The organism is Streptomyces oryzae (assembly GCF_017676365.1).
GTDB lineage: Bacteria > Actinomycetota > Actinomycetes > Streptomycetales > Streptomycetaceae > Streptomyces > Streptomyces oryzae.
In genome coordinates, this window is the sequence record NZ_JADKMA010000228.1 from 1 (window position 1) to 11612 (window position 11612).

At 71.4% G+C, this 11612-nt stretch carries 11 protein-coding genes; 9 read left to right on the forward strand and 2 right to left on the reverse strand.

Annotated elements, in window-relative coordinates; translation table 11 throughout:
• The first annotated feature begins 124 nt into the window (after window positions 1-124).
• Complete coding sequence (locus tag ITI46_RS30195; RefSeq protein WP_209243110.1) at window positions 125-1093, forward strand: LysR family transcriptional regulator; 969 nt, start codon at window positions 125-127, stop codon at window positions 1091-1093.
• Between the two features lie 164 nt (window positions 1094-1257).
• Here ITI46_RS30195 and ITI46_RS30200 read toward each other — a convergent pair whose 3' ends face one another.
• Window positions 1258-2151, reverse strand: coding sequence for an NADP-dependent oxidoreductase (locus tag ITI46_RS30200; RefSeq protein WP_209243111.1), 894 nt, complete (start codon window positions 2149-2151; stop codon window positions 1258-1260).
• Between the two features lie 69 nt (window positions 2152-2220).
• Here ITI46_RS30200 and ITI46_RS30205 point away from each other — a divergent pair, with 69 nt between their 5' ends.
• On the forward strand, window positions 2221-2838 hold the full coding sequence (locus ITI46_RS30205; protein ID WP_209243112.1) for a TetR/AcrR family transcriptional regulator: 618 nt from the start codon (window positions 2221-2223) through the stop codon (window positions 2836-2838).
• 210 nt (window positions 2839-3048) lie between these two features.
• Entirely contained in the window at window positions 3049-3663 is a 615-nt protein-coding gene (locus ITI46_RS30210) for a class I SAM-dependent methyltransferase (protein WP_209243113.1), read from the forward strand.
• 60 nt (window positions 3664-3723) lie between these two features.
• Here ITI46_RS30210 and ITI46_RS30215 read toward each other — a convergent pair whose 3' ends face one another.
• On the reverse strand, window positions 3724-4482 hold the full coding sequence (locus tag ITI46_RS30215) for an SDR family oxidoreductase (protein WP_209243114.1): 759 nt from the start codon (window positions 4480-4482) through the stop codon (window positions 3724-3726).
• A 181-nt stretch (window positions 4483-4663) separates the two neighbouring features.
• Between ITI46_RS30215 and ITI46_RS30220 the strand changes: the two genes are divergently transcribed.
• The 6 genes from ITI46_RS30220 to ITI46_RS30245 all read left to right on the forward strand — a co-directional run bounded on the left by ITI46_RS30220 (window position 4664) and on the right by ITI46_RS30245 (window position 11598).
• Complete coding sequence (locus ITI46_RS30220; RefSeq protein WP_209243115.1) at window positions 4664-5278, forward strand: TetR/AcrR family transcriptional regulator; 615 nt, start codon at window positions 4664-4666, stop codon at window positions 5276-5278.
• Between the two features lie 132 nt (window positions 5279-5410).
• On the forward strand, window positions 5411-6379 hold the full coding sequence (locus ITI46_RS30225) for a MurR/RpiR family transcriptional regulator (protein ID WP_247746817.1): 969 nt from the start codon (window positions 5411-5413) through the stop codon (window positions 6377-6379).
• 120 nt (window positions 6380-6499) lie between these two features.
• Window positions 6500-7999: an APC family permease gene (locus ITI46_RS30230; protein WP_307808384.1), complete on the forward strand. Its 1500-nt coding sequence runs from the start codon at window positions 6500-6502 to the stop codon at window positions 7997-7999.
• Window positions 7996-9303 (forward strand): glutamine synthetase family protein, encoded by a 1308-nt coding sequence (locus ITI46_RS30235; protein WP_209243117.1) that lies wholly within the window; start codon window positions 7996-7998, stop codon window positions 9301-9303. The genes ITI46_RS30230 and ITI46_RS30235 overlap by 4 nt, the downstream gene beginning before the upstream one ends.
• The gene (locus ITI46_RS30240) at window positions 9293-10441 is read left to right on the forward strand and encodes an amidohydrolase family protein (protein ID WP_209243118.1); all 1149 of its coding nucleotides are present in this window, start codon (window positions 9293-9295) and stop codon (window positions 10439-10441) included. The genes ITI46_RS30235 and ITI46_RS30240 overlap by 11 nt, the downstream gene beginning before the upstream one ends.
• Window positions 10438-11598 carry a M20 metallopeptidase family protein gene (locus ITI46_RS30245; RefSeq protein WP_209243119.1) on the forward strand — a complete coding sequence of 387 codons (1161 nt, stop codon included), beginning with the start codon at window positions 10438-10440 and terminating at the stop codon, window positions 11596-11598. The genes ITI46_RS30240 and ITI46_RS30245 overlap by 4 nt, the downstream gene beginning before the upstream one ends.
• Window positions 11599-11612: the final 14 nt, after the last annotated feature.

Sequence of the window (11612 nt, forward strand, 5' to 3'; positions counted from 1 at the left end):
GGCCGGTGGTAGACGGGCATGCCGTACAGCGTCACCGCAGGTGGGAGGCGGGGTCCAACACCTGTTGGGCGCCCTTTGACTCACCTGCGTTGTCAATTGCGGGCCGCCCGCTTACGGTCTTCCGGTGTCCGGCGATCTCTCCCCGCGGCTGCTGCGGGCGTTCGTGGCGGTCGCGGAGGAGCTGCACTTCACCCGCGCCGCCGCCCGGCTGTACGTGGCACAGCAGGCGCTCAGCCGGGACATCCGCTCGCTGGAGCGGGAGTTGGGCGCCGTGCTGTTCGTCCGCAACACCCGGCGGGTGACGCTCGCTCCGCAGGGCGAGCAGCTGCTTCCCTACGCCCGGCAGGTGTTGGCCGCCCACGACGAACTGGCCGCCGCCTTCGGGCGGGGCCCGGCGGCGGGGGACCGGCCGCTGGCCGTCGATGTGGCGGCGCCCGTCTCCACCGGGCAGCGGGTGCTGGAGGCGGCGCGGGACGCCGAGCCCGGCGTGGAGTTCGTCGCCCGCTACTACAGCGGACTGACCGCGGCCGCCGCCGACATCCTCGCCGGCCGCCTGGACGTCGCCTTCGGCCGGGTGGCCGGGCTGCCGGGCGAGACGCTGACCGGGCTGGAGCACCAGCTGGTGCGGTACGAGCGCGTCGCCGTACTGCTGCCGGAGGGGCACCCCTTGGCGGGGCGGGCCCAGGTGCCGCTGGCGGCGCTGGAGGGGGAGACGCTGTACGCCGGTGCCGGGAACCCGGACACCGCCGAGTGGACCTCCTACGCGCGCGCCCTGTTCGCGGGGCGCGGCATCCGGCTGGCGGCGCCGTTCCCGAAGATCGAGGGGGAGCGGGAGTTCGCCCGGGTGGTGCGGGGCAAGGGGTGGTCGGTGCTGGCGACCGAGGTCTTCATCGGCATCGCGGGCATGGTGCTGCGCCCGCTGACCGGTCCGGTGCCGCTGTCCCCGGTCTCCATGGTGTGGCGCCGGGGCCTGCACCATCCCGGGCTGACCGCATTGCGGGACGCCGCACGGGAGTTGGGCGCCCCCGCCGGGTGGCTGCGCCGCCCGGCGGGGAGCTGGCTGCCGGACGAGGACGAGGCCCTGTGCCGCTGAGAGCCGAGCCCTGTTTCCGCCGAGGGCCGCATGCGGGGCCCCTTGTGTTACTTGCGCGCCTCGCTCGGCGGGCGGCGCGGCGCCTCCAGGTTTGATGATCAAGCAGCGGGATCCTGGCCGGCGTCGTCCTCAATTTCTGCTTGAGGACGACGCGCAGCCGGTTTTCAGATCACCAGGACCCGGCGCCCGCGTGTGTGACCGGCCTGGCTGTCGATGTGCGCCGCCGCGGCCTCGGCGAGCGTGTACGACTTCTCGACCGGGATGTGGAGCTTTCCCCGCGAGATGAGGCCGACGGCTTCGGCGAGCGCGTCCGGCACGCTTCCGGCCACGCCGGAGAATCGCACACCCAGCTCCGGCGCACCGAGATCGGCGATGGAGATCACCTTCTGCGCGTTCCCGGTCAGTTCGACGAGCTCGCGGATCACGCCCGAGCCGGCCAGATCGAGGGCCGCGTCGACAGGGCCGAGCTGCCGCACCCGCTCGACCCAGCCTTCGCCGTATGTCGTGGCGAGGGCGCCCAGGCTGCGCAGATAGTCCTGGTTCGCGATCCCAGCCGTGCCGATCGCCGTGATGCCGCGGTCGCGGGCGATCTGCAGCACCGCTGAGCCGACTCCCCCGGATGCGCCGCTGACCAGCAGCGTCTGTCCGGGCTGCACACCGACCTCGCGGATGATGCGCAGCGCGGTCTCCACCACGGAGGGGTAGCCGGCCGCCTCTTCGAACGTCAGCCCCTCGGGCATACGGGCCCAGGCCGACAGCACGGCGAACTCGGCATACGTGCTCGTGCCTTCGCCGAAGACGCGGTCGCCGACCTCGACCCCTTCGACGCCTTCACCGACCTCGTCCACCACCCCGGCGGCGTCCTGCCCGACTCCGGCGGGCAACTCGATCGGGTGGGCCCCCAGCTTCTGGCCTTCACGGAGCCTCCAGTCGACGGGGTTCACCCCTGCCGCCCGTACGGCGATGCGTATCTGGCCGGGGCCCGCGTGGGGATCCTCGGCATCTATGAGTTGCAGAACGTCCGGACCGCCGAACTCGGCGAAGCTCACCTTCTTCATGCGGCGACCATAACACTAACGGTTAGGGTTTTGAATTCGTTATGGATTTGTACCTGATAGTGTGAGGGCATGACCGTGCCGACCGGACGCCGTGAGCGCAAGAAGGCCGCGACCCGCCAGAAGATCGCTGACGCCGCCCTGCGGCTCTTCCTCGAGCGCGGGTACGACGCGGTGGGCATCCGTGACGTGGCCGCCGAGGCCGACGTGGCTGTGACCACGCTCTTCTCCCACTTCGCCTCGAAAGAGGCCCTGGTCTTCGAACAGGACGAAGACTTCGAGCAGCGCCTGACGCGGGCGGTCACCGGCCGGGCGGCGCACGAGCCGCTCGTCCCCGCGCTGCGCCGCGAGATCCAGGCCTTGGTGCGGCATTGCACGGCGGACAGCGCCGCCCCGATCTGGCGCATGATCGACGCATCACCCGCCCTGCGGGAGTACGAAGAGTCGATGCGGCTGCGCCACGCGGAGTCGCTGGCAACGGCCATCGCCGCCGATCCCGGCCTGTCGGTGACCCCAACGGCCTCCCGGGCGATCGCGAGGTTCGTGATCGACGCCTATTCGCTGGCCCGTGAGGCTGCCGATCCGCAGGCCGCGGTGGGCGAGATCTTCCAGATGATCGAGGCGGCCTGGGACGTCACCTGTCCCTCCGGAGACTCCGCCGGCACGGCCACCGGCACGGCCGGACCGTAGTCAGGACTCGGACCTGCCCCGCGCCGTTTCGCCGAACCCCAGCCCACAGAGCAGATCAGCGGGCGAGCCGACCTTGACCTCTGACCGGTAACCGGGGACGCACAGCCTTTCCGGCGGTCGGGCTGCGACGGGCCCTATGAGCAGGGCCGGCCGATGCCCTTCGGGGCCACCTGCCGTCAGCAATACCGGCGGGACCCCTATGCTGCCCCGATGCAGCCGTCCGACCCGAAGCCGTACTGGAACACCAACGTCGCCCGGCACCCGGGCATTCTGCGGTCTGTTCCCGAGGGGTGCGGTGACGCGCTGGACGTCGGCTGCGGTGACGGGCTGCTGGCCCGGAAGCTGACCGGCCGGGCGGAGCGCGTCACCGGCGTCGACAGCTCACCGCACATGGTCTCCCGCGCCCGTGAACTCGCCGCGGGCCACCAGGGGCTGACCTTTGTCGAGGGCGACTTCCTCACCGCCGCCCTCCCCACAGCGGGCTTCGACTTCATCTGCTCGGTCTCCACGGTCCACCACATGGACTTCGAGGCGGCCCTGACCCGGATGCGCGAGCTGCTCAGGCCCGGCGGCACCCTGGTGGTGGTCGGTCTGGCCCGCGAGGCGACCGCGGCGGACTGGGCGGCGCGGATCGCGACCCTCCCTCTCGTGCGGATCACCAAGGTGCTGCGCCGCGCGCACAGTCCGGCGGGGATGCCGGCCGCCGACCCGCACATGAGCTACGGGCAGGTGCGGAGCGCTGCGCGGCTGCTGCTGCCGGGTGTGCGGTATCGCTGGCATGTGCTCCGCCGGTACTCGCTCACCTGGCAGAAGCCCGCCGTCTGACGCGGCGCCCCGCCTTTGGCCGGGTAACGGGGCGCCCCTGCCGGACGCGCTTGCGGCCGGTCAGGCGTTGGTGCCGCCGTCCACCGTGAAGACCGACCCCGTGGTGCCGGAGCCGTCGGGGCCCGCGAGGTGGGCGACTATCGCGGCGATGCCCTCGGGGGTGCCGTAGCGGCCCAGGGCGCTCAGGGCGCGCTGTGCGTCGGCCCGCGCACCGCTGTCGGCGGGGTTCATCTCGGTGTCCGTCGAGCCGGGCTGTACGAGGTTGGCGGTGATCCCGCGGGCACCCAGATCGCGGGCCAGCCCCCGAGTGAGGCCGCTGAGCGCGGACTTGGAGGCGGCGTAGAGGGTGATGCCGGGGCCCGGTACGCGCTCGGCGAGGTTGCTGCCGATTGTGACGATGCGTCCGCCGTCCGTCATGTGCCCGGCCGCCGCCTGGGCGCCGAGCAGCGCGGCCCGTACATGGATGGCCAGGGTGCGGTCGATCTCCGCCACCGTGACGTCCGCCAGCGGGCCGTTGGGGAAGATGCCGGCGTTGTTGACGAGGATGTCGAGGCGGCCGAACTCCCGCGCCGTACGGTGCACCGCCTCCACCGGGTCGGTGGCCGACGCGCTGTCCGCCTGGATCGCCAGGGCCCGGCGGCCGGTGGCGCGGATGTCCTCGGCGACCTCCTTGGCCCGGCCCTCGGCGCTGACGTACGTCAGCGCCACATCGGCGCCGTCCGCCGCGAGCCGCCTGGCGACGGCCGCGCCTATCCCCCTGCTCCCGCCGGTGACCAGCGCTGCCTTGCCGCTGAGGGGGAGTGTCGATGTCGGCGTCATGGGTGTCCTCGTTCCGTCTCGCGATGCGGTGGCGCGCCCGCGCAACCATTTCTGTAGCGAGCGCTCAATAATTAACGCAGCGAGTATCCTCAGCAGTCAAGGGTTTTCGGTAGCGAGCGCTATATAAATTCGATCCGGGCGGCAGGAACGGGCAGGAACAGGCAGCAGGAAGGGGCCGGTGATGGCGGCAGCACGCGGACGGCCACGCGCCTTCGACCGGGACGCAGCGCTCGAACGGGCGATGCACGTCTTCTGGGAGCGCGGATACGAGGCGACGACGATGGCCGAGCTCACCGAGGCCATGGGCATCAGACCGCCGAGCCTGTACGCCGCCTTCGGCTCCAAGGAGGGGTTGTTCCGCGAGGCGGTCGAGCTGTACGAGCGTACGGACGGCACGGTCAGCCGCGACGCGCTCGCCGGGGCGCCCACGGCGCGGGAGGGGGTGCGGGACGCGCTGCGCGGCAACGTCATCCGCTACACCGCACCGGACAGGCCGCGCGGCTGCATGATCGTCCACGCCGCCACCAACTGCGCCCCGGAGAACGAGGGCGTCCGCGCCCTGCTCGCCGAGGACCGCCGGGCCACGGAGCGGATGTTCCGCGAGCGCGTGGACCGCGGCATCGCGGAGGGCGACGTCCCGCCCGGCACCGGCAGCGGAACGCTGGGCGCCTTCTACGCGACCGTCCTGTTCGGCCTCTCCATGCAGGCGAAGGACGGCGTCCCGCGCAGCGAACTCCTCGCCGTCGTGGACGCCGCCGTCGCAGCCTGGGACACCCTCACGGCGCCGGGTTCCTGAGAGGTTTCCACGCGGCCCGGCGGCGGGGCGTGAGATGCCGTTCGCCGTCCGGCGCAGCCGGGCTCGGGGCCCGGGGCCCGTTCCGGCGTGTGGAACGATCGTCGCGTTGCACAGCGCGGAGAGGGGAAGTCCATGGCCGGCCGGGCCGAAGACCACAGCGACGATGCGAACAGCGCCGGGGGCGCGCAGCCGGTGAGCAGTACGGAGGATCGTACGGAGGAGCCTGCCGGCCTGGGCGTCACCGTGGCTGAGCGGCTGCGCCGCGTTCAGGGGAGTCTGTCCCGGGCCGAGGTGAAGATTGCCCGGGAGCTGACGGCCAACTACCCGGCAGCCGGGCTGGATTCCGCTTCCGGGCTGGCCGCGCAGGCAGGGGTCAGCGCACCCACCGTCGTGCGCTTTGTCGCCCGGCTCGGGTTCGACGGCTACCGGCAGTTCCAGCAGTCGTTGCGTGAGGAGGTGCAGGCGCGTCAGGCGTCGCCACTGACCCTGGCCCCGGTGATCGGCGCCGACTCACCGACCTCCGAGCTGGTGGAAGCGGCGCGGCGGGTGGGCAGTGCCGCGCTGGGGCAGACGTTCACAGCGTTGCCCGAGCAGGAATTCGACCGCGCGGTGGGTCTGATCTGCGACCAGGGCAAGCGGATTGCATGCTTCGGCGGCCGGTTCTCCCAGCTCCTGGCCGAGTACCTCGATCTGCACCTGCGGTTGCTGCGCCCCGGAACTGTCGTGCACACCCCCTCCCCGGGGCGGGACGCGGGGTTCCGGGTCGATGTGGGCCGGCGGGACGTGTGCGTGGTCTTCGACTTCCGCCGCTATCAGGACGACACCGTGGAGCTGGCCCGGCACGCCCATGAGCGGGGGGCGAAGATCGTGCTCTTCACGGATCCGTGGCTGTCGCCTGCGGCCGAGTTCGCCGATGTGGTGCTCCCCGCGCGGGTCGAGGCGCCCAGTCCGTTCGACAGCATCGTGGCGCCTCTGGCGCTGGTCGAGACCCTGGTCGCTGCCGTGCACGCGCGTCTGGGCCACGCGGCCGAAGAGCGGCTGCGTGAGGCCGAGGAGCGGCTGCGCGAGGCTGAGGACGCATCGCGGGGCGGGGGGCGCTGATCGCCCGGAGGATGAAAAATTTGTTTCATCACTCCCATTGACGTGGACTGTGCAATGAATATTTCATGAGGGTGTTCCCGGGCTGCATCCCCGCGGCCCCCCTCCGCTCGGGAGTACCTCGTGCCCGATCACCCTCATACCCCTCGTAAACTCCGCTTGTGGGAGGCGTTGGCCCTCTCCGTCGGCCTCATGGGCCCCACCCTGGCCATGGGTCTCAACGGCGCCGGCGTCGCGGCCACCGTGGGCAAAGCGGTGCCGCTCGTCTTCGTGCTCGGCCTCCTCGGCGTCGCTTTCGTCGGCTACGGCTTCTGGCGGCTGACCCAGAACTTCCACCACGCCGGATCGGTCTACGCACTGGCCGGGGCCACCATCGGCCCCCGGGCCGGGTTCTTCGGCGGCTTCGCCCTGCTGGGCACCTACCTCGCCTTCCTCGTGTGCACCCTCGCGGCGACGGGAGTCTTCGCCCACTCCTTCCTGCACGCCCTCGGCGTGACATCCACCGGCCCCTGGATCGCCGTGGCGCTCATCGCCGGCATCGGTGTCACCGTGCTCAACTCACGTGACACCCGGATCACCGCCCGCACCCTGCTGTTCGTCGAGGGCATCGGCATCGTGGCCATGCTGCTGCTCGCGGTCGTCGTGCTCGGGCGCACCGGCAGCGGGTCGGCCCCGCGGCACCAGTCGATCGACCTGTCGGTTTTCACCCCCGGCGCGGCCAGCTACGGCGCCGTCATGACCGCGACCGTCTTCGCCTTCTTGTCCTGGGCCGGGTTCGAGGCATGCGCCTCCCTGGGCGAGGAGACCGACAACCCCCGGCGCAACATCCCCCGTGCGCTGGCGGGCAGTGTGCTGCTCACCGGTGTTCTGTACGTGCTGATGATGTTCGTCCAGACCATCGGTTTCGGCACCGACGACAAGGGCGTGAGCGCCTTCGCCGAGGCGGAATCGGCGTTGGTGACGCTCTCCGGGAGCTATATAGGGACCTGGTTCTCGCTCGTCGTCGCCTTCACCGCCGTGGCCTCCGCCTTCGCCGCCGCGCTGTCCTCTTCCGCCGCCGCCTCCCGCATGGTCTTCGCCCTGGCCCGCGACGGATTCGGACCGGCGGCGCTGGCCAGGACCGACCCCGCCACCGGCGCACCCACCAGGGCGCTGTGGCTGTGCGGCGGCGTGGGAGGCGCGCTGACCGCATCCATGTACGGCGTGGGCACCTCCGCGTTCGACACCTACTACTGGTACGCGACCATCGGCGTGCTGTGCGTCCTGGTGGTCTACGCCCTCGCCGGAATCGGCGTGATGGTCTTCACCCTCTCCGGCCGCGGCAGCATCCCCAAACGCGAACTGCCCATCCCGCTCATCGGATTGGGATATCTCTGCTTCGTCCTCTACAAGCAGGTCGCGGAGCAGACCGCGCCCTTCACCTACTTCCCCTGGATCGCCGGCGCCTGGTGCCTGACCGGTGTCGCCATCATCCTGCTCGCGCCCTCGCTGGCACGGCGCATCGGCACCCGCCTCACGAGTGAGCTGAACGGGACCACCGGCGCCGGAGGGGAAGACACCGGAGGGGAAGAACAGGAACAGGGCCCTGAGCCGATCGCTGACAACACAAAGGTGACTTCATGACCTTCCTCGCCGACGGCTCCACCACGGTCTTCGTCGCCACCTGCGACCTGGCCGGGCTGGTGCGCGGCCGATCCGTACCCTCTGCTGCGCACGACGCGGTCCTGCGCAGCGGCACCGGATGGGTCCCCGCGAACCTCGCGATCTCCTCGTTCGGGCCGATCGCCCCCGACAACGTCTTCGGCTCCCGGGGCGACCTTCGACTGGTCCCCGACGCCGCCACGGCGGTCGCCATACCGGCCGACGGCGCCGACCCCGGCATGCAGCTCTACCTCGCCGACCAGACCCTGCCGGACGGGCAGCCCTGGGCGTGCTGTCCGCGTACCTTCCTGCGCGACGCCCTGACAGAGCTGCGCGAACGCACCGGGCTCGAGGTCGTCGCGGCTTTCGAGCACGAATTCGTCCTCGGCGCACTGCCCGAGAGCGCCCCGTTCTCGCTGCGCCGCTTCCGGGACGCCGAACCCTTCGGCACGGATCTGGTGCGGCTGCTGGAACACGCGGGACTGGAGCCGGAGACCTGGATTCCGGAGTACGGCGACGGCCAGTTCGAGCTCACCCTGCGTCCCGCCGAAGCGCTGGTCGCGGCCGACCGCGCCGTCCTCCTCAAGGAGCTCGTCCGTGACCTGGCCCGGCGCAGAGGGCTGCCCGTCACCTTCGCCCCCCTCCTCGCCGGCGACGGGGTCGGAAACGGGGTGCACATCCACCTGAGTCTGCGCGACGCGTCCGGGCGCCCCGCCCTCTACGACCCGCAGCGCCCCGGACGGCTCTCCACAACCGGTGCCCGGTTCAGCGCCGGGGTCCTGGCCCACGCCCACGCCCTCACGGCCCTGACCGCACCCAGCCCGGTGTCGTTCCTGCGCCTGACGCCGCACCGCTGGAGCGTCGGCGGGGTGTACCTGGCCGAGCACAACCGCGAGGCGCTGCTGCGCATCTGCCCCACCACCGCACTGGGCGGCTCCGACCCCGGCGCCCAGTTCAACCTCGAATACCGGGCCGCTGACGCCACCGCCAACCCCTGGCTCGCGCTGGGCGCCCTGATCCGCGCCGGTCTGGCGGGCCTCACCGGCAGCTACGACGAGCCCACCGTGTGGCCGGAGGAGACCGACGAATCCGGGCTCGCCCACGTGCCGCCCCTGCCCGCGAGCCTCGACGAGGCCCTGGACGCGTTGGAGAAGGACCAGACCGTCCGCTCCTGGTTCGACCCCCAACTCCTGGCCACCCACCTGTCCGTCAAACGCTCCGAAATCGCCCAGCTCGACGGCCTGGACGACGCGGAGCGCATCCAGAGAGTGCGGAATGTCCACTGACCTGCTCACCGCCGAGATCGAACAGCTTCCTCTCGTCGACCATCACGTACACGGCGCCCTGCGTGACGAAGTCGACCGTGCCGCACTGGAACAGCTGCTCACCGAGTCCGACCGCCCGGTCCCCGCGTGGATGACGCAGTTCGACTCGCAGCTCGGCTTCGCGATCCGCCGCTGGTGCGCCCCCGTTCTCGGCCTCGCACCGCACGCCGATCCCGGGTCCTATCTGGCCCGGCGCCGCGAACTCGGCACGGACGAGGTCAACCGCAGGCTGCTGCGGGCCTCCGGCATCGGCCACTACCTGCTGGAGACCGGCTACAAGGGGGACGACATCCTCGACGTCCCCGGCATGGCCACCGCCTCCGGCCGTCGCGTCGATGAGGTGGTGCGCCTGGAGACCGTGCTGGAAGACCTGGTGCGCGCCGGTGTCACAGCAGACGCGCTCCCCGACCGATTCCGCGAGACCCTGGCCGCGCGCACGGCCACCGCGGTCGGCCTCAAGAGCATCATCGCCTACCGTTACGGCTTCGACTTCGACCCCGAACGCCCTCATGACATCGAGGTGGCCGCCGCCGCGGATACCTGGCTCGCCGCGTGCGAGGACACCGGCACCATCCGTGTCGACGACCCGGTCCTGCTGCGCTTCCTCCTGTGGTGCGGTGTCGACCGCGGTCTGCCGATCCAGCTGCACGCCGGGTACGGCGACCCGGACGTCGAACTCCACCGGTGCGACCCGCTGCTGCTGACCCGCTTCATCAAGAACGTGGAGCCGTACGGCACCGATCTCTTGCTGCTGCACTGCTATCCCTTCCAGCGCAACGCGGGCTATCTCGCCCAGGTCTTCCCGCACGTGTACTTCGATGTCGGCCTCGGCATCAACTACACCGGGGTGCGCTCCGACGCCGTCATCGCCGAGTCACTGGAACTCGCCCCCTTCGCCAAGATCCTTTTCTCTTCGGACGCCTGGGGCCCGCCCGAACTGCACCACCTCGGAGCCCTGTTGTGGCGCCGCGGCATGGTCAAAGCCCTCACCGCGTGGACCGACAGCGGGGAATGGGACGTGGCGGATGCCCGCAAGGTGGTGCGCATGATCGGCCACGACAACGCCTGCCGGGTCTATGGGCTGGAGACCCCGGAATGAACGAACACCACCTCGCCACGCTGTCCGCCGCGCTGGAGGAGGAGCTGCCGGCCGCTGTGGAGTTGCGGCACCGCATCCACGCACGCCCCTGCCTGTCCGGTGCCGAAGCTCCCACCCGCGATCTCGTGCTCGCCGCACTGCCCGCAGGCTCCACCACCAAGGTCGCCGATACCGGGGCCGTCGTCCGGGTCGGCGGCCCGGGCCCCGCCGTCGCCGTACGCGGCGAACTCGACGCGCTCGCCGTGCAGGAGTCAACGGGCGCACTCTGGACGTCCGAACACCCGGGCATCATGCACGCCTGCGGGCACGACGTGCACCTGGCCGCGCTCACCGCGCTCGCCCGCGCCGTCGAGCGGGTCGGTGGCCCGGCCCCGCTGCTTGCCGTCCTGCAACCGAGGGAGGAGACCTACCCTTCCGGCGCCCAGAGCATCGTCGAAGACGGCCTCCTCGACCGCGAGCACTGCCGAGCCGTGATCGGGGCACACGTCCAGCCACTGCTGCCGGCCGGCACCGTTGCCTGCACCCCCGGGGGCGTCAACGCCTCGGCCGACGAGTTCACCATCGAAGTGCGGGGGCGTGGCGGCCACGCCGCCTACCCGCACCTCACCCGCGACCCCGTCGTCGCCCTGGCCCACATCGTCGTCGCCCTGCAGAGCCTGGTCAGCCGGGGCACCGACCCCATGGCACACGCCGTGCTCAGTGTCGGGACCCTCGCGGCCGGTACCGCCGCCAATGTCATTCCTGCCACCGCCGAAGCCCGCGGCACGCTGCGGGCGCTGGACGGCGGCGACCGCGACACCCTGCACCGGCGGCTGGCCCGGACCGCGGAACTGGTGGCGCAGACCCACGGTTGCACCGCGGAGGTGACCATCGACCACGGAGAGCCCGTACTCCACAACGACGAGGCGCTGGCGGCCGCGACCCTGCCCGTGCTCGGCAGCCTCGGTCTGCGTGCCGCCGACGATCTGCGCTCCGCCGGCTCGGACGACTTCTCCTTCTTCTGCGAACGCCTGCCCTCGCTGATGATGTTCGTGGGTACGCACGGGGGCGCCGAACGGTTGCACTCACCCACCTTCCTGCCCGCCGACGCGCGGATACGGGACGTCGCCCGCGCCCTGCTCGCCGGCTATCTGGCCGCGGCCGAAATAACCGTCTGACCCCTCCCAAACCC

What these genes read in the sequence shown, in the direction of transcription:
- ITI46_RS30200 (WP_209243111.1), bottom strand. Translation starts at nt 2,151, where the DNA reads ATGAAGAAGGTGAGCTTCGCCGAGTTCGGCGGTCCGGACGTTCTGCAA.
- ITI46_RS30205 (WP_209243112.1), top strand. Translation starts at nt 2,221, where the DNA reads ATGACCGTGCCGACCGGACGCCGTGAGCGCAAGAAGGCCGCGACCCGC.
- ITI46_RS30210 (WP_209243113.1), top strand. Translation starts at nt 3,049, where the DNA reads ATGCAGCCGTCCGACCCGAAGCCGTACTGGAACACCAACGTCGCCCGG.
- ITI46_RS30215 (WP_209243114.1), bottom strand. Translation starts at nt 4,482, where the DNA reads ATGACGCCGACATCGACACTCCCCCTCAGCGGCAAGGCAGCGCTGGTC.
- ITI46_RS30220 (WP_209243115.1), top strand. Translation starts at nt 4,664, where the DNA reads ATGGCGGCAGCACGCGGACGGCCACGCGCCTTCGACCGGGACGCAGCG.
- ITI46_RS30225 (WP_247746817.1), top strand. Translation starts at nt 5,411, where the DNA reads ATGGCCGGCCGGGCCGAAGACCACAGCGACGATGCGAACAGCGCCGGG.
- ITI46_RS30235 (WP_209243117.1), top strand. Translation starts at nt 7,996, where the DNA reads ATGACCTTCCTCGCCGACGGCTCCACCACGGTCTTCGTCGCCACCTGC.
- ITI46_RS30240 (WP_209243118.1), top strand. Translation starts at nt 9,293, where the DNA reads ATGTCCACTGACCTGCTCACCGCCGAGATCGAACAGCTTCCTCTCGTC.
- ITI46_RS30245 (WP_209243119.1), top strand. Translation starts at nt 10,438, where the DNA reads ATGAACGAACACCACCTCGCCACGCTGTCCGCCGCGCTGGAGGAGGAG.